Source organism: Streptomyces sp. NPDC001381, assembly GCF_042895685.1.
GTDB lineage: Bacteria > Actinomycetota > Actinomycetes > Streptomycetales > Streptomycetaceae > Streptomyces.
In genome coordinates this window covers 68,258-88,025 of the sequence record NZ_JBIAWO010000006.1, presented here as the reverse complement: position 1 = coordinate 88,025, position 19,768 = coordinate 68,258, and the positions used below count along the sequence as shown (strand labels likewise).

Annotated in this window: 20 protein-coding genes and 5 pseudogenes; 16 read left to right on the top strand and 9 right to left on the bottom strand. The window is 69.1% G+C overall.

Going from position 1 to position 19,768, the window contains the following annotated elements; translation table 11 throughout:
* Positions 1–215: 215 nt before the first annotated feature.
* The 5 genes and pseudogenes from ACFY2L_RS26355 to ACFY2L_RS26335 all read left to right on the top strand — a co-directional run.
* Complete coding sequence (locus ACFY2L_RS26355) at positions 216–440, top strand: hypothetical protein (RefSeq protein WP_390823577.1); 225 nt, start codon at positions 216–218, stop codon at positions 438–440.
* Positions 391–756: a relaxase domain-containing protein gene (locus ACFY2L_RS26350; RefSeq protein ID WP_390823747.1), complete on the top strand. Its 366-nt coding sequence runs from the start codon at positions 391–393 to the stop codon at positions 754–756. The genes ACFY2L_RS26355 and ACFY2L_RS26350 overlap by 50 nt, the downstream gene beginning before the upstream one ends.
* Positions 686–1,168, top strand: coding sequence for a relaxase domain-containing protein (locus ACFY2L_RS26345; RefSeq protein ID WP_390823576.1), 483 nt, complete (start codon positions 686–688; stop codon positions 1,166–1,168). The genes ACFY2L_RS26350 and ACFY2L_RS26345 overlap by 71 nt, the downstream gene beginning before the upstream one ends.
* Before the next feature lie 378 nt (positions 1,169–1,546).
* Positions 1,547–3,307 carry a S8 family serine peptidase gene (locus ACFY2L_RS26340; protein WP_390823746.1) on the top strand — a complete coding sequence of 587 codons (1,761 nt, stop codon included), beginning with the start codon at positions 1,547–1,549 and terminating at the stop codon, positions 3,305–3,307.
* A 660-nt stretch (positions 3,308–3,967) separates the two neighbouring features.
* Positions 3,968–4,321: pseudogene (locus ACFY2L_RS26335) on the top strand (hypothetical protein); the annotation flags it as partial.
* On the opposite strand, the gene ACFY2L_RS26330 reads toward ACFY2L_RS26335, so the two are convergent.
* Positions 4,280–5,209, bottom strand: a complete 930-nt coding sequence (locus ACFY2L_RS26330; RefSeq protein WP_390823575.1) for an ADP-ribosylglycohydrolase family protein — start codon at positions 5,207–5,209, stop codon at positions 4,280–4,282. The pseudogene ACFY2L_RS26335 and the gene ACFY2L_RS26330 overlap by 42 nt on opposite strands.
* A gap of 720 nt (positions 5,210–5,929) precedes the next feature.
* Between ACFY2L_RS26330 and ACFY2L_RS26325 the strand changes: the two genes are divergently transcribed.
* The gene (locus tag ACFY2L_RS26325) at positions 5,930–6,328 is read left to right on the top strand and encodes a hypothetical protein (protein WP_390823574.1); all 399 of its coding nucleotides are present in this window, start codon (positions 5,930–5,932) and stop codon (positions 6,326–6,328) included.
* 50 nt (positions 6,329–6,378) lie between these two features.
* Here ACFY2L_RS26325 and ACFY2L_RS26320 read toward each other — a convergent pair whose 3' ends face one another.
* Positions 6,379–6,594, bottom strand: coding sequence for a hypothetical protein (locus ACFY2L_RS26320; protein ID WP_390662202.1), 216 nt, complete (start codon positions 6,592–6,594; stop codon positions 6,379–6,381).
* 1,218 nt (positions 6,595–7,812) lie between these two features.
* On the opposite strand from ACFY2L_RS26320, the gene ACFY2L_RS26315 reads away from it, so the two are divergent.
* A complete protein-coding gene (locus tag ACFY2L_RS26315) occupies positions 7,813–8,220 on the top strand; it encodes a hypothetical protein (protein WP_390662203.1) in 408 nt (135 codons plus the stop codon).
* Positions 8,221–8,245: 25 nt separating this feature from the next.
* Here the strand turns inward: ACFY2L_RS26315 and ACFY2L_RS26310 are convergent, their stop codons facing one another.
* The 3 genes and pseudogenes from ACFY2L_RS26310 to ACFY2L_RS26300 form a co-directional block, all read right to left on the bottom strand.
* A complete protein-coding gene (locus ACFY2L_RS26310; protein WP_390823745.1) occupies positions 8,246–8,899 on the bottom strand; it encodes a helix-turn-helix domain-containing protein in 654 nt (217 codons plus the stop codon).
* 39 nt (positions 8,900–8,938) lie between these two features.
* Positions 8,939–9,262, bottom strand: a pseudogene (locus tag ACFY2L_RS26305) (IS6 family transposase); the annotation flags it as partial.
* A gap of 771 nt (positions 9,263–10,033) precedes the next feature.
* On the bottom strand, positions 10,034–10,690 hold the full coding sequence (locus ACFY2L_RS26300; RefSeq protein WP_390823573.1) for a TetR/AcrR family transcriptional regulator: 657 nt from the start codon (positions 10,688–10,690) through the stop codon (positions 10,034–10,036).
* 76 nt (positions 10,691–10,766) lie between these two features.
* On the opposite strand from ACFY2L_RS26300, the gene ACFY2L_RS26295 reads away from it, so the two are divergent.
* From ACFY2L_RS26295 to ACFY2L_RS26280, 4 genes and pseudogenes are all read left to right on the top strand, one after another.
* A complete protein-coding gene (locus ACFY2L_RS26295) occupies positions 10,767–11,459 on the top strand; it encodes an NAD(P)-dependent oxidoreductase (protein ID WP_390823572.1) in 693 nt (230 codons plus the stop codon).
* Positions 11,456–11,860 (top strand): pyridoxamine 5'-phosphate oxidase family protein, encoded by a 405-nt coding sequence (locus ACFY2L_RS26290; RefSeq protein ID WP_390823571.1) that lies wholly within the window; start codon positions 11,456–11,458, stop codon positions 11,858–11,860. The genes ACFY2L_RS26295 and ACFY2L_RS26290 overlap by 4 nt, the downstream gene beginning before the upstream one ends.
* A gap of 9 nt (positions 11,861–11,869) precedes the next feature.
* Positions 11,870–12,766: a haloalkane dehalogenase gene (locus ACFY2L_RS26285; protein WP_390823744.1), complete on the top strand. Its 897-nt coding sequence runs from the start codon at positions 11,870–11,872 to the stop codon at positions 12,764–12,766.
* 473 nt (positions 12,767–13,239) lie between these two features.
* A pseudogene (locus ACFY2L_RS26280) lies at positions 13,240–13,518 on the top strand (ATP/GTP-binding protein); the annotation flags it as partial.
* A 167-nt stretch (positions 13,519–13,685) separates the two neighbouring features.
* On the opposite strand, the pseudogene ACFY2L_RS26275 reads toward ACFY2L_RS26280, so the two are convergent.
* Positions 13,686–14,425 (bottom strand): annotated as a pseudogene (locus ACFY2L_RS26275) (transposase family protein).
* A 306-nt stretch (positions 14,426–14,731) separates the two neighbouring features.
* The gene (locus ACFY2L_RS26270) at positions 14,732–15,535 is read right to left on the bottom strand and encodes a class I SAM-dependent methyltransferase (RefSeq protein WP_390662214.1); all 804 of its coding nucleotides are present in this window, start codon (positions 15,533–15,535) and stop codon (positions 14,732–14,734) included.
* A 357-nt stretch (positions 15,536–15,892) separates the two neighbouring features.
* On the opposite strand from ACFY2L_RS26270, the gene ACFY2L_RS26265 reads away from it, so the two are divergent.
* The 3 genes from ACFY2L_RS26265 to ACFY2L_RS26255 all read left to right on the top strand — a co-directional run bounded on the left by ACFY2L_RS26265 (position 15,893) and on the right by ACFY2L_RS26255 (position 17,380).
* Positions 15,893–16,591, top strand: a complete 699-nt coding sequence (locus ACFY2L_RS26265) for a hypothetical protein (RefSeq protein WP_390823570.1) — start codon at positions 15,893–15,895, stop codon at positions 16,589–16,591.
* A complete protein-coding gene (locus ACFY2L_RS26260) occupies positions 16,588–16,854 on the top strand; it encodes a hypothetical protein (protein WP_390823569.1) in 267 nt (88 codons plus the stop codon). The genes ACFY2L_RS26265 and ACFY2L_RS26260 overlap by 4 nt, the downstream gene beginning before the upstream one ends.
* 346 nt (positions 16,855–17,200) lie before the next feature.
* On the top strand, positions 17,201–17,380 hold the full coding sequence (locus ACFY2L_RS26255; protein WP_390823568.1) for a hypothetical protein: 180 nt from the start codon (positions 17,201–17,203) through the stop codon (positions 17,378–17,380).
* Positions 17,381–17,531: 151 nt separating this feature from the next.
* On the opposite strand, the gene ACFY2L_RS26250 is transcribed toward ACFY2L_RS26255, so the two are convergent.
* On the bottom strand, positions 17,532–18,383 hold the full coding sequence (locus ACFY2L_RS26250; RefSeq protein WP_390823567.1) for a LysR substrate-binding domain-containing protein: 852 nt from the start codon (positions 18,381–18,383) through the stop codon (positions 17,532–17,534).
* 81 nt (positions 18,384–18,464) lie between these two features.
* Between ACFY2L_RS26250 and ACFY2L_RS26245 the strand changes: the two genes are divergently transcribed.
* Entirely contained in the window at positions 18,465–18,959 is a 495-nt protein-coding gene (locus ACFY2L_RS26245; RefSeq protein WP_206187736.1) for a cupin domain-containing protein, read from the top strand.
* A 173-nt stretch (positions 18,960–19,132) separates the two neighbouring features.
* Positions 19,133–19,492, top strand: a complete 360-nt coding sequence (locus ACFY2L_RS26240) for a DoxX family protein (RefSeq protein ID WP_390823566.1) — start codon at positions 19,133–19,135, stop codon at positions 19,490–19,492.
* A gap of 149 nt (positions 19,493–19,641) precedes the next feature.
* Here the strand turns inward: ACFY2L_RS26240 and ACFY2L_RS26235 are convergent.
* Positions 19,642–19,746 (bottom strand): annotated as a pseudogene (locus ACFY2L_RS26235) (succinyl-CoA--3-ketoacid-CoA transferase); the annotation flags it as partial.
* Positions 19,747–19,768: the final 22 nt, after the last annotated feature.

Genomic DNA, 19,768 nt, shown 5'->3' with positions numbered 1-19,768 from the left:
GGAACTACCCGCAATACAAAGGGTGAGCTCACCACCTGGGAGCTGGCGTGGGAGCGGCAGGCCGGCCTCTCCAACGGAGGGCGTCCCACCGAGCCGAAGGCGCCGCATCCGGATGACCGAGCGTGATCGTCACACGTCACGCTCGCAGTGTCACGCCGCCTGTCACGGACCCCTCCCACGGATGTCACGCTATCGCGCTGATCACCGCCGGTCAGATGTACCGCTACTTCCTGCGCCAGGTCCTCGTCGGCGACGGCCGCCGACCGGGCGCACGCCGCTGGAGAAGGCGCAGCAGGACGCCGGGCCTGCCCGCCCTCGGTCTCGCGCTCGGTCAGGAGGTGGCCGAGGCGCAGCTGCGCTCCCTGTACGGCGAAGGCCGGCACCCGGACGCTGACCGGCTCGGAGCCGACCCTGCAACTGCTGTGGGCGCTGGGGGATGAGGAGACGCGGAAGGCGATCGAGGCCGCACACGAGCGGGCCATCGCCCTCGTGCCCGCATGGATCGAGGACGACGTCGCCGTCATCCGCTACGGCCCGCAGGGCATCCACCGCACCCGCCCCGCGCACGGCCTGGTCGCCGCCCGCTACCGCCACTACGAGGCCAGATCGGGCATGCCGCTGCTCCACGACTACCTCCTTCTGTCCCTCAAGGGCCTGCGTCGGAAGGACGGTGTCTGGGGGTGCGGTGCACTCCACGGCCCTGCTGGAGTCGGCCGTCGCCGCGTCCGCGCTCTACAACGAAGTCGTCATGGCTGAGGCGTGCGAGGCGCTGGGGCCGGCTTCCGAGCCGCGCACTGTCACGCCGGGCCGCCGACCGGTCATGGAAGCCGCCGGCGTCCCGCACGAGCTGATCCGCTGGACATCCCGTCGTAGCGCGCAGATCGCCGCCTGCCTCACCGACCTGGAGCACGAGTACGTCGCCGCCACTGACGACGACGGCAACCTGAAGTTCGGGCCCGAGGTCTCCGAGTGGACCCGGGCGAAGCTGAACCGGATTGCCGCCCGCAAGACCCGCCCCGCAAAACCGCGGCCTCGCTCCCTGACGCAGCTCCGCGAGGACTGGCGGGACAGCGCGCGGGCCTTCCCCGCCGCCGGCGCCGACATGCGCACCTGGTGCGGTGGTGCGCACAGGGTGGATGCTCACCACCGCACCAGGTGCAGGACTTGAACGAAAGTCCGTTCAGCAGCTCAGAGGGTACGGCGAGATGGCTCCCGAAACGCTGTACCCCAGGTCCGGGAACGCCGGCCATTTGCTCGGCGCTTCGACCGGCACGAGAGGGTAGTAGGTTGCCGACGGCCACCAGGGCGCGGTCGACGTCGCCGAGCTCTCGGGGGATCCCGACCCTCGATGCCCTGAGTACGTCTCTTTTCAGCCATGCCTCTATGACGTCCCTGCGCGGAAAGGTACTTCCGTACAGGGCATGCACCTGACATCTTGCATCCACCACTCGTTTCCTACGGCCCGGCCGGTGCCCTCAGCACGGCCGGGCCGTCTCCGGAGGACGCATTGATACCCCCCATATCCAGCCGCCCCAGACGCACACTGGTGCTGGCGGCCACGCTCGGTGCCGCCCTCGCCTTCGGCGCCCCGGGAGCCCTCGCGGGCACGCTCCCCGTCGTCCCCTCCGCCGCGCCGGCCGCCAAGGCCCACGCTCCTGCCGCCGTGCCGGCATCCCGGAGTGCGACCTGGGTGGCCGGGACGCGTGCCTACCTCGTGATCACCGCCCCCGGTGACAGTTCGGCGGTCCGCTCGGCGATCACGGCCAACGGCGGCACCGTCTTCTCGAACTTCGACGCCATCGGCGTGATCGTCGCCCACTCGGCGTCCAGCGGATTCGCCGCCACCATGCGCGACGTCGCCGGCGTGCAGCACGTCGGCGCCACGCGTACCTCGGACGTCCCGGCCGACGCCTACAACCCGGCACTCCCGGCCAATCCGGCCCAGGCCTCGACCCCGGCCGGAGAACCGGTCCGGGCCGACATGAGCCAGATCAAGGCCGACCAGGCCTGGGCCGTGAACCCGGGCTCCGCCTCCGTCACGGTCGGCATCCTGGACACCGGTGTGGACGACCAGCACCAGGACCTGGCGCCCAACTTCGACGCGGCCGACTCGGTCTCCTGCGCCTACGGCAAGCCCGACACCCGTGCCGGCGCGTGGCGGGACGTCGACACGCACGGCACCCACGTAGCGGGCACCGTCGCCGCGGCCAAGAACGGCAAGGGCGTCGTCGGCGTGGCACCCGGGGTGAAGATCGCCGCGGTCCGGGTCGCCGAGCCGAGCACCTCCTTCTTCTTCGCCGAGAACACCATCTGCGGCTTCGTCTGGGCCGGTGACCACGGCTTCAAGGTCACCAACAACAGCTATTACACGGACCCGTGGCAGTTCAACTGCCCGGACAACATCGACCAGGCCGCCATCATCGAGGGCGTCAAGCGCGCCCAGGAGTACGCCGAGGGCAAGGGCTCCCTCCAGATCGCCGCCGCGGGCAACGAGAACTACGACCTCGCCCACAAGACGACCGACTCCGCGAGCCCGAACGACTCGACGCCGGTCACCCGCACCATCACCAACGCCTGCCTCGACATCCCGACCGAGCTGCCGGGCGTGGTCACGGTCGCGGCCAACGGCACCGGCGTCACCAAGGCCTCGTTCTCCAACTACGGTCAGGGCGTCATCGACGTCGCGGCGCCGGGCAGCAACGTGTACTCCACCGTCCCCGGCGGCGGCTACGGCAGCAAGAGCGGCACCTCGATGGCCACCCCGCACGTGGCCGGCGTTGCGGCACTCATCGCCAGCGCCAACCCGGGCATCACCCCGGCGCAGCTCCGCGCCAAGCTGGCCGAGCAGGCCAACGACATCGCCTGCCCCTCGGACAGCCGCTGCACGGGCACGACGGCCAACAACGCGTTCTTCGGCGAAGGACAGGTCGACGCCCTCAAGGCCGTCGGGACCGCCCCGCCGGCCGGCAAGTACTTCGAGAACCTCGCGGACTTCGCCATCAACGACAACGCGACCGTGGAGAGCCCGATCGCCGTAACCGGTGTGACCGGCAACGCCCCGGCCACCCTCAAGGTGGGTGTGGACATCAAGCACACCTACATCGGTGACCTGAAAGTCGACCTGGTGGCGCCGGACGGCACCGTCTACACGCTGCACAACCACGCCGGCGGCAGCGCCGACAACATCGCCCAGAGCTACACCGTGAACGCCTCCTCGGAGGTCGCGAACGGCACCTGGAAGCTGCGCGTCAACGACAACGCCGCCTCCGACACAGGCAAGATCGACGCCTGGAACCTGACCTTCTAGCGCAGGGCCGGGCAACGCCCGCGTACAGCACGCACATGGCCGCGGCAGCTCCCCGCCCCGCGGCCGCGGACAAGGCGGGCTGCGGCGTGTTCGGCCAGGGCTGCGAACTGCTGGGCGGGCAGAGGGCATACGGGTCCCGGCGGCGGTGTACGCCGCGGTCGGTGCCACCATGCCGGAGGCGTCCAGGAAGGCCGCGGACGGCCTGGAGCTGGTGTCCAGCTCCAGGCCGTCCGCCTCCCTGACGAGCTGCAGGGCTGTGTCCGCGCTGCCCGTACGGGCAGCGCGGACACAGCCCCGAGGAGTGCCGGCCGGCTCGAGCGGTGGGCCACCGTCCCGGCCGGACCGCGGGGGCGGCCTCGCCGCGGGAGGCCTACGCCTTGCGCACCAACTCCTGCCGGCCGCCCGCGAGTGACCCTGCACGTGGCATCTTCCTCACCCATGGTTCGGGATGACTCCAGTGCCGCTATAAGCACGGCGCAAAAACGCCGCCCAGGACGCCCACCGGCAAGAAGGCCGAACGCGAGGGAGGCGGGGCACCGAGTTCCGCGCGCGGTTTCGGCCAAGTCCCCCCAGATGCGCGACCATCCCCACGGTGGTGCGGCTACCGGTGCGCACCGGGTGCGGAGTGCGCGTGAGCCAGCACCAGCTGGTCGTCGCGCATCGCGCGTCTGGCTGAGAGCTGAAGTGCTGGCGATCTTCCGCTTCTATTCGGACGAGGAGATCGATTTCGACGTTGACCTGCGCGAGTTGCAGGGGCAGGAGCGACTTGATGTGTTCCGCGGCTTCTTGCGCGAGATCGGGCGGCGGTTGGGCAAGCCGGTGTTGATGCATCCGGAGGGTGCCCATGGTCATCCGGTGCTCGGATTCGATGGCGAAGCCGATCGAATCGTCCTCCTTGCGGAGCCACTGGTCAGGTGGCTGCTGCTGAGGGCTGGAGTTCGTGGAGAGTGCCATCGCGGAGCAGCACCCCGTTCAGCCTCCGAGGCGGTGTGCAAGGTGGAGCAGATCTGCTAGGTGCAGTACCCGTCCGTCGAAGCCGGGGAGGGGGACATGGAGTGGCTGGGTCCAGCGGGCGGGGATTGCGTCCAGCCCGTAGTACGCCCCCGCGAGGCCTCCGGTGACCGCGGCGACGGTGTCCGTGTCGCCGCCCAGGTCGATCGCCGCGCGTATCGCGTCTTCGAAGCCGGTGGTGGTGCGCAGGGCCCACACGGCGGAGCCCAGGCAGGGCCAGACGGCACCGTTGAACTCGGTTGCCTGATCGGGGTGCCAGTCGGGCGAGAGGACGGTGGCGTAGCGGCTGCGGTGGTCGGGGTGGACATGAGCCAGGATGTCCGGGAGCGCGGTGAGGGGGTCGGTGTCCTCGAACGTGACGCGGATGAGTTCGTGGAAGATCGCGGTTCCTTCCCAGGCCGCGCGGTCACCGTGGGTGAGAGCAGCGATGCGGCGCGCGGCGTCCATGGTGGCTTCTTGGCCGGCGGCCGCGAAGTGGACTGCGGAGGTCGATGCCCGCATCAAGGAGCCGTTTCCGGCTGCTCGTTGGTTGACCTGGAAATGGATCGCGGCGGCGAGGTCCCAGGGCATGCCGTTGGTCAGGACGTCTTCGGTCTGCAGGCCGATGTCCTTGGGGTCTGACGCTGCCCACCGCTGGAAGCGGGCGAAGATGTCCGGAAGATCCAGTCCGCCCTGCTCCAGCAGTGACTCCGCGACCAGGACGGCCATCTGCGTGTCGTCCGTGGCCTCGCCGGGGTCCCAGCCACCGCCTCCGCACATCTCGTCACCGGCACCAGGCGCGGGAAACCGCGCGGAAAACGCTCCCTGGGGACCGAACTCGAAGGGGCCGCCCAGGGCGTCACCCACCGCTGAGCCGACAACTGCGCCAGCGGCCCGCTGAATCCGCTTCATTCGCGCAGGTTATCTGTGCCACGCTGACGGCCGCACGGCCCTGTTCCTTCTTCGGCTCCCTGAACCATCGGCGACCACGGCGAACGCCACCTCATCCAGCTCTGGCCCGCCCCCCACACGCCCCCCGTACCCGCCGAGATCACCGAGGAAGACCAGGAGGCACGCGCAGAGTACGTAGCCGACCAGGCCCTCACTACGGACGACTACACCACTACCTATCCCGACGTTCACTACGGTGAGCAAGACCGACGGCTGGCCGCCTCCCCGGGCCGAAACGCCTGCAGTTGACGGCCCAATCGCCCTTCCCGCTTGGCCCTTCCCCATGGGTCGGGCAATTGCGTGGATGTCTGTAATAGGTCGCCCACGCGTGGGCGGGGCGCGCCCCAGGGCTGGCATCGTCAGTGCGGTGGCGTTATGTGGAGGACGCCGGTGGGGGAGAGGTCTAAGCGAGCGCAGTGCCAGTGTGTGGGGTGGCGCCACCAGCCGGCGGTATCGCGGGCGTGATCGCACCTGGCGGGAACACCCCTGCGTCGGCGGGGGTGCTTCGGTATCGTCTGAGGTCACGCTCCTGCCCAACGCTCGGCGCTCGCGTGGTCCATTCAGGTCTGGCACCCCATTCCTGTCGGCTGCACCACCCGATCACCTCCTGCTGCTGTGGATGCCCGATCCGGCCTACGATCGCCGTGATGACCAGTGGCCTGTCGTTGCGACGGAAGTGTCATGGCTGAGCTTGTCCTGAAGCAGCACTTGGAAGCGGATGTGGGTTACCACGCCTTTGGGCTCCAGGAATGTGATGATGCTGCGTTGCCTGTCCCGTTCCCGGACGGCTTCACGCGGGGCGTGTTCCTCAACGTCTTTCCGGGGCGTCTGGACATCTTCAGTGCGGGGCACACCCATACTGCTTCGGTCGACGTCGAGGTGTGGGACGCACAGCCTCACGTACGAGAGCCTGGGGCCTGGGACGAGCAGGCGGAGGCCGACTTCGAGTCCACCAGCGGTGAGGTTGCGCTGTGGTCGATGAGCCTGGGCCGCACCGAGGCCGCTGCCTTGTCCGAGGACGAGGGAACCGGCCAGGGCGTGGAGCGATACCTGATGCAGTTCTGGCCCGCCAAGTCCTGAAGGCGGTGCGGGCGGAGACGGCCGTGGGGCCGTCTCCGCCCGGACAAGCCTCAGGAGACGATCTTCACGATGAAGGCGTCGTCCATCCCGTCGATGATGCGGTTCTTGGCGGTGAAGCTGAGCAGGATGCTGCCGCCCGCGCCGTTGTCGTCTGCCGCGATCGATTTCGCGGAGAAGTTGAATTTCTTGGCGTCAGGGGCGTAGTCGTGCTCGACCGCGCCCTCGTAGGTCGTCGCGAGAACGAGGCGGGATCGTCGGCCGGTCACCGCGCCGATGCGTTGCGCGTGCTCGGGGTGCTCAAGGCCGCGACTGCGGACCAGACGCAGAGCCTGTCCTCACCGCACCTGACGTATCGGCACACCACGAAGAAGATGGCGGCTGAGCGGAAGGAGGCGCGCATCGCCTCCCATCGCGGCGCTCTCAACGATCTGCGTAGGCACGGCTTGTCCATCGACGGCGGCCGCACCTGAGGGGGAGAGGAGCTGCGAACAACGGGAAGGTGCCGATCGTTGCGACCAGGACGATGTCGGCCCACGCGTACCCCATGCCGGGGGTCTTCCACGTGCCGGTCGCCGGGAAGGCGACCTCGGTGGCGTAGGAGGTGATGGCGCCGATCCCGTCGGGCGCGTCAACGACGGCCTGGGCGGCCGCGATGGCTTCGGCTGGCTCACCGGAACAACAGCCCGTTTGTTCGTCGAACCCACGCCGTGACCGAGCACCGCTCGGCGTTGAGGTCGACGTCACGGTCGTCCGGGACCGGCCAGACGCCATTTTCCTCGTGGTACCAGTGGACCCAGGCAGGGGCACCAACGCCGAACTCCTTCGGCGTGTGCACACTGCGGGCCATGCGTTGCGCTCGATGGACCATCCCACCGGGAAGGTGCTGATCGCGCTTCCCAACGGTGTCGACTTCTTCGTGTCGGTGCTGGCCGCCTGGAGTGCCGGCCCCGCCGACGCGCAACCGGCTGACCACGCCCCGATCCCCTCGCCGGCCGTCCAGCCTGCCCCACCCACCCACTTTCCTTGTTCTTCCTGCTGTGGGGCTGGTCCGGGGGCATCGAGGGATGTCGGGCCTCCGACCACCGCCTAACCGGCATGGTGACCTGCACGGCACGGGGACGCTCCTGCGGGGCGCGCAACAGTAGGCGCAACCCCTGGCGCAACATCCAGCGCACCGATAGGCGCAACCTCGTGCTCGCGGTCGCCCGAGGCGCCCGGTCACGCGGCCTGGACGGCTCCCCGGGCGCGGGCCAGCTGCCGCAACTCCGAACGCGCCGCCGGCACCCAGGGGGCGGGGGACCGACGGTTATGGACCGTCGGACCGCGACGTCCCACCGGCAGTCCCCGGCACTTGGGCACCGTGCACAGCTGACGGGCGAATGTGGTCAGCGTGCACCGTGGTACCGCGAGTGCGGCTGCTTCTAACGTCCTACCTGATGGTCCGGCCGCCGGCCGGAAGGCTCTGCCAGAGAGGCCGTTCACTCATGTTCGCGTCCATCGGTCACAGACGGGCCGCCACCCTGGCGGGCTCGTTCCTCGCGCTCGCCGCCACCTCCGTACTGGTGGCATCTCCCGCCAGTGCAGGCGACTATGACGTCTTTGACGCAAAGTCGTGTTGCAGCAACGGATCGCTCGTCACGTTCACGGCGTACGGCGAGCACCTCTACGTCATGGACGGGTCCCGGGACGACCACGGTGCGGTCGGGCAGTGGCGTTACACCGTCAGCGGCGCCACGATCCACTCGTACTACAACGGCCGTGGCTACAGCTACCAGGACGACAATGACCTGGACCTGGGAGAGAACCTGTCGATCCAGGTCCGGGGCTGTCTCCAGGACGGCTCCGGCGGCACCCCGTGGGATTGCGGCTCCTGGGTGAACGCCCACACGTGAGCCTCCCCGGGCGGCCACGGAACGGTCACGGGCTCCGGCAGAACGCGTCTGCCCGGAGGGCGGTGTGCGGGCGGCCGCCGGTCACGCCCAGGGCGTGAACCAGGTCGTGGATGCCCGATCCGGTGGTCAGCCGATCGCGGTTGAGCAGGCGTTCGGCGGCACGCAGATGAGCCCGGACGGTATTCCGGCTCAATCCCCCGCGTGCCGCCGTCCGCCGGGCGTCGGTGTCGGCGTCAATCCATGCGCTCACGGTGATGTGGAGGGTGGAGGGCCGGGCACCGTGAAGGGGGCGCAGAAAGGACTCCGCCCAGTCGACGGCGAGTCCCGTGCGCAGCAAGTCTTCCAGGTGCGGCGGCGCGAGGTGCGGCAAGCCCGTGGCAACGGACTGGGGTCCTGTGAGGGACAGGGCCAAGTCGACGGTGGCGCGGGCGCGGACATCACTGAGGTCCACTCCCAGGGCCTCCTCCGCCCTGCGGCAGTGGGCCGCGACCGTGGTGCGGCTGATGTGCAGCAGTCGGGCCACGGCGGATCGCGGGAATGTCACGGCGAGGCGCGTGACGTCCACGGGGGTCTTCGGCAGGTCGTGCAGCGGAGCCAGGAAGGCGGCCGCCCAGACCGGCCAGGACCTCCTGGCGGGGCAGGAGGTGTGCCAGCGAAAGCCGGCCGCGTAGGCGGCCATCCGCCGGGGGGTGCGGGGCGACGGCCAGGGCGTGCAGAGTACGAGGATGTGGAGCACCGTGCCGTCCTGGTCGACGGCCCGCCACAGGTACTTCTGCTCACTGTTGATCTTGATGAAGACCTCGTCCAGGTGCCACTTGTCGCCTGCTCGGGGCAGGCGGCGCCGCAACTCGCGGGCGTAGGCCTGGCCGAACTTCGCACACCACCGCCGGACCGTGTCGTAGGAGACGACGACACCGCGCTCCATCATCAGCTCCTCGACGTCGCGGAAGCCGAGCGGGAAGCGGTGATACAGCCACACACAGTGGGAGATGACCTCGGCCGGGTACCGGTGTCCCTTGTACGACGGTGACACGTTCCCCACGGAGAGCCCCCTCCAGCATGATCAACTCGGAGATCATCCCACCCCGGTCAGTGAACGTGACAGCGCCCTCATGCCTCGTACATGCTTCCGGAAGTCTCCGGTTGCAGCCGCTCGCCCTCGATGTGCTCGCCCGCTTCTTGCCGGGCTGACGCACCGCGGGAACGGGCGGGGCTCGCCTTCCCCGAGTGCGGCTGGACGGCAGGGGCGATCACGTCACCCCTCGCCGAATAGCGCATGGGTGGAACACTGCCTCTTCACCAGTCGACGCGCCTGACGGCGGAGGGATCATCGGTGCGGTCACCGGCACCTCGCACGCCCCCGCAGTCTCCTGCTCGGCCGGCTCGACGCGACGGGCCGTCTGCGGCTGATCGCCCGCTCCACAACGCTGTCCCGCACGGCGGCGATCGAGCTAGGTGCGGTTCTGCGCCCGGCGGGAGCCGAGCACCCCTGGTGGGGCCGGGAGTTCTCGGCAGGATGGGGAACGAAGGAACTGCTGGTCTTCCAGCCCGTGGTGCCCGAGCACGTCGCCGAAGTCGACGCCGCTACCGCGCTGGACCTGGGCCCGGCACCGGCACCCGGTGCGCTACCTGCGACTGCGCGACGACATGGTCCCCAGTGACGTCCGGGAGTGACTGCCGCTCGTCAAATCCCTCTCGTGCTGCCCGTTCGGCCGGAGAGGGAGCCGGGCGAGATCAGCACCAAGACCGGCATCCCGAAAACCTCCCTGCACCGCTACCTACAGGGGTAGCCGCACCGGATGTGCTGAGGTGGTCAAGGCCGGACGGCGCCTCCACCGGATGTCGGCGAGCCCCGACGGCCCGCTCTGATGGTTGCCGCGGTGCGCGGCCTCGGGGCCAGTGCCACGCGCAGCGCCGGGGTGAGGATGTGGCGGGTCTCGGACGGGGTGAGGGCGGCGGGGGTGGGGAGGGGGTTGAGGTAGCGGGTGTAGATGAGGCCGCCGAGGATCGTCACCACGGCCGTGGCCCGGGCGGTCGCGTCCGGGCCGCCGAGAAATTCAACAAGCCGGTCCAGCAACTCGCGTTCCAGGTATTCGCGGATCGCCTCGGCAGCCTCGTCGCCCTGGGCGGTGAGCTGTAGGAAGTCGGCGTCCTCCCACAGGTCCGTCACCGCGTCGATCAGGCGGGCGGGGAGGGTGTCCGGGTCGCCGCCGAGGACGTCGTCCACAGCCAGCGCATTGGCGCATTGGAACTGCATCACATCCGCGAACAGGCCCTTCTTCGAGCCGAAGTGGTACGCGATGAGCGCCGGGTCGACCCCGGCAGCCCCGGCCACCGCGCGCAGGGTGGTACGTCGGTAGCCGCGCTCCAGGAACAGCGCACGGGCCGCCGAGACGATGGACTCACGGGTCGGCGGGTTGCCGCGGGGGCGGCCTCGGGTGCGGGTGGGGGCAGGGGCGGCGTTATTCATCAGCGTTGAGCCTGCGCTTCATGATCGGCACAGTCAAGGGCGTTCCGGGAACCACACGAAGGGATGACCCGACACCATGCGTATCGCAGTCTTCGGCGCCAACGGACCGACCGGCCGCCACCTCACCGACCAGGCCCTCGCCGCCGGCCACGAGGTCGTCGCCGTGACCCGCCGCCCCGGCTCCCTCCCCACGCGGCCCGGCCTCGCTTTGGCCGTCGCCGACGCCACCGACCCGGCGGCCGTCGACGCCGCGATCGGGGGGACGGACGCCGTCCTCTCCGCGTTGGGCGCGCGCTTCAGCAAGGAGACCATCACCACGTACTCGGCGAGCGCCACGGCCATCACCGGGGCCATGGCCCGCCACGGCATCAAGCGGCTGCTCGCCGTCAGCTCCAGCATCGCCGACCCGAACTGGCGTCCTGCCGGCGCGCATTTCTTCAACCATGTGCTCGACCCGCTGGTGAACCGGCGCCTCGGCCGTACCCTCCACGAGGACATGCGCCGCATGGAGGCCGTGATCCGTCAGACGGACCTGGACTGGACCCTCGTCCGGCCCTCGGGCCTCTTCGAGCACCCCGACGTCACGGACTACCACACCGCCGAGACGAGCGCTGACGGCGTCTTCACCGCCCGTGCCGACCTCGCCGCGAGCATGCTGCGCGAGCTGGAGGAGCGGCGGTACGTCCGTACAGCCATGGGTGTCATCACCACCACCGTGAAGCCGAACATCGCCAAGCTGATCTGGAACGAGGGCGTGAAGAGAAAGTGAGCCGGGCGACCGTCGAACTATCGGCCGTCACACGGGCGTTCCTCACTCGCCCTCATACGGCCACCCTCACCACCCTCCGCCCCGACGGCACCCCGCACGTCACCCCTGTCTGCTTCACCTTCGACGCGGCCACCGGCCTGGTCCGGGTGACCACCCGGGCGGGAGCGCGCAAGGCCCGGAACGTGGTGGCGGGCGGCCCGACGGCCCGTGTCGCGCTCTGCCAGGCGGACGGCTTCCGCTGGGTCACCCTCGAAGGCCGGGCCGCCGTCACCGACGACCCCGCGCGCTTGGCCGAGGCGGTCCGCCGCTACACCGTCCGCTACCGCGCGGCCCCGCCCGCCCCGCTGGACCTGGTCGTCGTCGAGATCGCCGTCGACCGTGTCCTGAGCCTCAGCCTCTGAATCCCCGTCCTGAAAGCGAAGAGAAACACCGCCGTGCCCACCCTCCCCGTCCTCGACTCCACCCTCCACTACCGCGAGTCCGGCGACCCCGACGGGCTGCCCTTCGTCTTCCTCCACGGCAACCCCGCCTCCTCCCACTTGTGGCGGAACGTCCTGCCGGGTGTGGCCGCGCCCGGCCGCCGCCTTCTGGCCCTCGACCTCATTGGCATGGGCGACTCCGGCAAGCCTGACCTCGCCCACTCCTTCGATGACCACGCCCGCTACCTCGACGCCTGGTTCGACGCCCTGGGCCTTGCCGAGGCCGTCCTCGTCGGCCACGACTGGGGCGGCGCGCTGGCCTTCGACCGCGCCGCCCGTCTCCCGGGCCGCGTCCGCGGTCTTGCCTTCACCGAGACGATCATCAAGCCGCTGGTAGGCGACGAGTTCCCGGCGGCAGGGCGGGAGTTGTTCACCCTCCTGCGCGCGCCCGGGGTGGGCGAGGAGATGATCCTGGAGAAGTCGCTGTTCATCGAGGGGCTCCCGGACACGCTCGCCACCCCGCTCGACCCTGCCGACCTGGAGGTCTACCGCCGCCCCTTCCCGACCCCGCAGAGCCGCCGCCCGGTGCTGGCGTGGACGCGCATGATGCCGCTGGACGCCGAGCCAGCCGACGTCGTGGCCCGTATCGAGCACTACGACGCCTGGCTGGCCGCCAGCCCCGAAGTCCCCAAGGTGCTCGCCGCGTTCGAGCCGGGCCCGGGCGCGATGACCGATCAAGGGGCCGTGGCCTGGTGCGAGGAGAACATCGCGGGCCTGGAGGTCTCCCGCCACGGCCTCGCCGGCCACCACTCCCCGGAGGACCGTCCCGAGGAGCTGGCCGCGGCGATTGACGCCTGGGCTGACCGCCACAGGCTGGCGCGCCAGTAGGTGTCCTCGATCACGACGGTGCCGATCGTCCCGGGCCGGCTGTAATGCCGCCGACAGGTGTATGCGCCGCGATCGCCGTCACTGTGGAAGCCTCAGCGAACGGGAACCCTCGCACGCCGCCTCCCGGCCAGCTCCTGGAAGCCCTGTGCGCGGGACCGCAACGACACCATGGCGAAATGCCTGCTCAACCAACTCACGGTCGTGTGCAGGTGACTTCGGACCTCAGTGCAGCCGACTCCGAAAGCTGACACTTGATCGGGCGTCAGATCCACCCCGGCCCGAGATGGCGGACCCTGCACATCTGGAGCGCGACCCGGGGGACGGCCTCGTCGCTGATCTGCCGCATCGCGAGCCGCTACGGGCTGGAAGCGAAGGCGTTGCGCTTCTACTGGCACTGGCGCAGCTACCAGCTTGGGCACGACCGCGGGGGCCCGCGGGCCGACGCCGAGGTGCTGCTGAACGCAGCCGGACGGCAGGTACTGACAGCCGTCTGCCACACCTACACCCAGGCGGGTGTCCAACTCGTCCTCATCGACGAAATCCACCGCCTCAACCCCCGCACCACCACCGGCGCCCAAACCGCCGACCTCTTGAAAGACCTCACCGAACGCCTCCCCGCCACCTTCGTCCACGCCGGCATCAACCTCCCCGACACCCCCCTGTTCACCGGCACCCGCGGCGCCCAACTCGCCCGACGCGCCACCCTCATCACCAGCGACCCGCTCCCCGCCCGCCAAGGCACCCGCCGCCCTCGGGGTTGGTTTCGATGTCGGTGATGACGTCGGTGTCGGCCTTTGGCTCGCCAAGACCCGCACCAATCTGAACAACGGGCAACTGACGCCTGGCCAGGAGCAGATGCTGGCCCAAGTGCTCGCCGAACACGGCCTCGATGCCGCCCCCGCGTGATCAATGAGGGTTTTCAGCGTTGCCTTTCCAGGGTGAGGACGGCTTTGGCGATGACCGTGATGCGGTTGGGGCTGCACCGGGCTCTGCGGAAGATGCGCCAGGACTTCAGTCCTGCGACGCTTCGTTCGACTGGCGCCCGCGCCGCTGACAGGGCTCGGTTGATCGTCCGCTGGGTCGGGGTGAGGTCATGGTGCGGGAGTCGCCTGATCGGCGTGGTCACCCAGGGGCCGGCCCCGATGTAGGCACGGTCGGCGAGAACGGGAACGCCCTGGCGTTCGCAGATCCGGATGATGCGGTGGGTGCGGGCTGCGGTCAGGTCGTGGGTGCGCCCGGGCAGTGTGGGCGAGATCCGCAGCAGCTCGCCCACGGGATCGGCGACGACCTGCACGTTCACGCCGTGTCGGCGGTGCTTGTGCGAGAAGTTTCGGCCCGGCTGTCGCCGACCCGGTCGCACTCGGCGAGCGTGCCGTCGAGCAGGACGTGCTCGGGATCGGTCTCTCTCAGGACTCGCAGCAGGCCGGGTGCCCGCCGGGCGAGGTGGTCGACGACGGCAGTGACGTAGGCGTGAGTGGTGCCGACGGATATGCCGAACCCGGCGGCGATCTGCGTAAGCGGGTCGTGCCGCCGAAGGTAGACCAGGGCGACGAGCGCACGCTGGTGAGGCGGGAGCTTGCAGCGTCGGTCACCCTCACGGGTGACGATGAGCATGGTTACCCACTCGACGAGAGCGTGAGGGGCAGGATAGGGAACCAACGAGACTCCTGCGCTGATGAGTTGAGACGTCGAACACCTCTCTCAACGGCACGGGAGCCTCGTGCGTTGCGGGACACCTGTGGACGATCGCGAAATTCCCCAGGCGGAGGTTCACGTAATTCCCCAGCTACTGACGTGAGCTGACGGTGAGGCAGACCGTGAGCCGTTTCCAACCTCAGCTTGAGCAGGTCAGATGCAAGGTGAGGACCGCACCCGCAGCAACCGCTTCAAGCGCTCAACACTTCGCGAAGCACTGCAGGCGGTCGCGAGCTGGCAGGTCGGCAACGACGACGACGAAAGGCGTGATCAGTGCGCCGGCTCAGACGTGCCTTGCGCCTGGTCACGGCTGGCGACCACCAGGTATCCATCGCTCTCGGGGTCGAAGGTGGTGGACTGCACCGTGAGCCCAACGCTCCGCAACTGCGCCACGAGGTCCTCGTACCGGTAGGGCCAGATGGACAACCGCTCCGAGCAGGCTCGCACTGCCCCATCCGGCTCGATCTGGGCGACCACGATCTCGAGGAAGTGTTCCTGCTCCCAGTGCTGCTCGATCTGCCAGTAGTAGCTGACGACCGCATCGCGGTCGTTGCGGCGGATGAGTCGATCGCGGACGTCTACCCGTGAGCCGGCGGAGCGCACGAGCTCCCAGTTGCGTGACGTGAGCACGAGGCGTCCGCCCGGATTCAGCAGCCGCGACATCGCGTCCAGTGCGGTCAGGCGCCCGGCTGCGCCCTCAGCGTGCCCGAGCGAGTTGCCGACACAGAACACCAGATCGAACGTGGAGTCCTCCAGGTGGTCGGGCAGCTCGTCCCAGCTCGCGCGGAGGGCTCGAAGAGAGACACCCTGCTCGTCGGCGGCCTTCTCGGTCCGGCGAACCATCCCACTGCTGGCGTCTGCGGCGACCACGTCAAGGCCAAGACTCGCAAGACCGACGGCGAGTTGGCCGGTTCCACACGCGCAGTCGAGGACGCGCGCGTTGGGCGGCAGAGAGCCCACGACATCGCTGTAGTAAACCGCGGCTGCCTTGGCGGGGGTCAACCTGTCGTCCCCGATCAGCCACTCGTATACGTCGGAAAGCGCCCCATAACCAGCCACCGCGATAACCTCCATCACTCGACGACATGCGGGCTAGACCGCGCCTGCGATTCGGACCTTGCGCCTCGCACTGTGCCGGGCCGTGTCAGCGAAGCATTGAGCAGGACCCAACCACTTCCGGCCGCTGAGACTCCACCGGATTTCGTGGGAAACCGCGACACGCCGCACCGACGCAGGTCCCCACTCCACCGGCGCCCCAACGGCCACGATGGGACCGCGGCCGGCAAGCGCGCGTTCACCGCGGAGCGCTTGAGGCACAGCCATCCAAACTGATTGCCGAAACGCCGCGTCCGGATGAAGGACCGCCAGCGACCGCCTCTACTGCCACGTATCCCGACGACGTCCACCGGTTTTTCCTATTTGGTCTTGTCGGTGCCGATCGCCGAACGCGACGGGAACCGCATCGACGGATCTCTGTCCATGTGCGGCCTTGCCCAGGGCGGCATCGCCAACTGGAACGACGCCCTCGACGCGGTCTTCGCCCTCAAGACGTTGATCGCGCCTGATGCCGACATCCCGCTGACCGACCTGTCCTCCCCGCAGACCGCCGCTGACTCCGCCGGCGCATTGAGCGCCGCGGTCACCGAGGCACAGTCGACCCCGGAGGGCCGGGCTCGGATCGCTCTCGCCGCCGCCCTGCACAACATCCCGGTTTGGAACTCCGCGAGCCAGACCCGTCCCGCACCAACCGACTGGGCTGCCCGGGAGGTCAACCAGTACTCGGCGGTCCTGGGCTTCCTGCAGCGCACCTTCGTACGTCGCCAGGACGCCGAGGCCCGAGCTAGCGGAAACCCCTCCTGGACCACTGGGGTGAACTTCGCCGCGCTGCTGGCGAAGTCCTCCGTGGCCAAGGAAGTGGGCGAGATTTACAGGTCTTCCGGCCTGTCCCTGACCGGCGACCTCACCACCCTCAACCACGCCCCCCGGATCAGCGAGAACCCCGCTGCCCTGGCCGAGACCAGCACCACCAGCGCCCTTACCGGCAAGCTGACCAAACCCCAGATGGACATCCACACCATCGGCGACGCGACTGTGCCAGTACAGGTCGAGAACGCTACCACCGCGCCGTGACCGCAACCGGCTCCGGTGGCCTGCTGCGCCAGGCCTACGTCGACAACGCCGGCCACTGCGCCTTGAGCACGGCCGAACGCCTCGGCGCCCTCAACACTCTGGAAGACCACATCACCACCGGCCGCTGGCCCGAAACCGACCCCACCTCCCTCAATAGCCGCGCCACCACCGCCGACCCCAGCACCCCGGCCCGGTACATCGCCTACCGGCCCGGCCCCTACCCGCGCCCCTACGACCTCGCCCACACGGCCGACCGCCGCTGACAGCACCCGAACGTACGACTGAGACCGGGGCCTCCTCCTCCCCGAGGCCCCGGTCTCACAGGCAGGCACAGAGTGAATGATTCCGCGGGGAATTCCTATTCCGTGAGTGAGCTCTTTCAGCGTGGCCACTGATCGGGTGACAGGTCGGTGTTGTCGACGATCAAGTTTTTCCCCAGGTTGGGCGGTTTGAGCGTCATGTAATTCCCCATCCCGAATTCTCCTAATTGGCCATGGGTAGCGCGGAGGTCGGGATCGAGGGACCTGGTCGTCGCGGAGCTGGTCAAGTTCCTCGTCCCGTGGTTCGGATGGCCGATGGGCAGCCCGGATGGCGAGGAGAACGTTCGTCGTGGTCGACATCACCGAGATCTACGTCCACTGGTACGCGGGCCGCTCGAAGAGCGAGCTGGCTGCGTCGCTGGGGGTGGACCGCACGACGGTCAGGAAGTACCTGGCGCCGGCGGAAGCGTCCGGGATCAGCCCGGGCGGCCCGCCGATGAGCGAGTCCGACAGGCGAAGTCGGTGGTAGTGGCCTCCTCCAGGACGTACGCCCGGATGCGGAAGATACGTGTGGCTTTGTTCACGGGAAGCGACAGCAGATATTCACCATGTCCGGAGGTGGTCACGAGGGCTGCAGCGTTCGAGTTGTTCACGAGCTGCGGCAGCGCCAATGCCGATCCTCAGTGGCGGTACGCGGCTGTCGCGATCTTGATGAATGACCGGGTCAACGGGTTGGTGTCTCCTTCGTTACACACCGCCACCACTCGGCTCGGCGCCATGTCGATCAGCGGCACCACGGTGAACTCCGCGGGCAGGTCGTGTCCGAGCGGGGCCAGGCCGACCGTGCCGTTCCACAGCACAGCCTGCAGGCATTCCTGGACGGCGCGCACCACTGGTCCCTCCCGCGGCCTGCCACCGTTCCAGTACGACTGCCAGATGGGGTCTGTGCCCTGCGGGAACTGGAACCACCGGCGGTCGCGCAGCTCGGCCAGCCGCAGCTCATCGCGGCGGGCCAGCGGATCGTCGACGCGCAGGACCACGCCGACCGGATCGGTCCGCAGCGCACGCACCGTCAGGGCGGTCTCGTCGAACGGGGCCCGGGTGAGGGCGACGTCGACCAGTCCAGCGCGCAGTCCGCACGTCGGGTCAGTCAGATCGGTGTCGCGGATGCGGATGTCGACTCCGGGGTGGTTTCGGCGGTAGGCCGCGGCCAGCCTGGCCACTCCCGGGTCGGTGCCGTCGCCCAAGATGCCGACGGTGATAGTCGCGACGCCGGCTGCTGCGCTCACACGTACCCGGACGCGGTCGGCGTGGTCGAGTAGGGCTCGCGCCTCGTCGAGCAGCGCCGCGCCCACTGGAGTGAGCGTGACGCCGGTGGTCGAGCGGGCGAAGAGCAGGGCCCCGACCTCGGCTTCCAACTGCTTGATCGCCCGGCTCAGTGGCGGCTGACTCATATGCAGTCGGGTGGCGGCCCGGCCGAAGTGGAGTTCCTCGGCGACCGCCACGAAGTAGCGCAAGGTCCGTAGCTCCACGCTGCAACGATACCCATGAGGTATCGGCTCTGCTGAATGGGTCTTGGACACCGGAGAGGTCCCGGCGGTGCACTCGTGACCATGACCGAAAAAGCGAAGACCAGCGAGCCGCAGGCCGACCCCGCCGTATCGGTGGTGGGTCCCCACGACGGCGAGACGATCGTTCTGGGCGCCACGCGCATGCGCGTTCTGGAGGACGGCAGCCACACCGGGCACCGCCTCGCGATCGCCGAGTCCGTCCTCGCCCCGCACACGCAGGGCCCGCCGCAGCACCGCCATGGCCAACACGACGAGGGCTTCTATGTCCTCTCCGGCACCGTGCGGTTCACCGTCGGGGACGAGGACTACGACGCCGCCGCGGGGACGCTCGTCATGGTTCCGCCCGGCACCCCGCACACCTTCGCCAACCTGACCGACCAACCCGCCGTCATGCTCAGCACATTCACACCCGACCTGTATGTGCAGTACTTCCGAGACCTTCATGAGGTGCTCGCATCCGGACAGCCGCTGACGCCACAGGCCAACATCGACACAATGAGCCGCTACGCGACACAGCCCGCGACCGACCTCGCCTGAAGTCGGCGGGACGGAACGGCCCGGCCGCCCTCCTTTCGGCCTCTGGGGCCGTGGCGCTCCCGCCTTTCACGTCCGAACCCCTCGGACGACGGACCGGCCGTCTCCAGCGGCTTCCCTGGCACTCGACGCAATCGACAGGACCCCGCGAACCGGGGCCCCCGTGAACGGAAACCATGAACATCGCCTACTGGATCGTCGCGGGACTGCTCGCGATCTTCTACTTCTACGCAGGCACGCTGAAGGTGATCCGCAGCCGCGATCAACTCCGACCGATGATGGCTTGGGTCGACCGTATTCCCCTGCCCGCCCTCAGGGCGCTGGGGGCGGTCGAAATACTCGGCGCGGCCGGTCTGGTCCTGCCACCGCTGACCGGTACCGCTCCTTGGCTGGCGTCGGCCGCAGCCATCGGCTACGTACTTCTGCAGACCGGTGCGATCGCCGTTCACCTGACCGGAGAAGACCGCCGGATCACACTCAATGTCGCACTCACCGCCACCGCGGCCGTGACCGTCTGGTTGGCCACCAGGCCGTGACCGTGGCTCAGTCCTCGACCGGCGGAGGCGACTGCTCGGCCAACCGCCTCACGGCCGCTGTCACTTCTCATGAACATCGAACACGCCGCCGTCCACGCGCTGCGCGGTGAGGCGTACACCTGCTGTCGAAACTCGTGAACAAAGCCAGTACGTGTCTCCTTGGGCGGCGAGGCCACCGCGACGCTGCCGTCGGGGTCGTAGCGCCAGGGCAGGCCACCGTCGGCGACCTGAATGCCGACCCCGGCCGGGGTGTAAGACGTCGTTTCTGATGGCGTG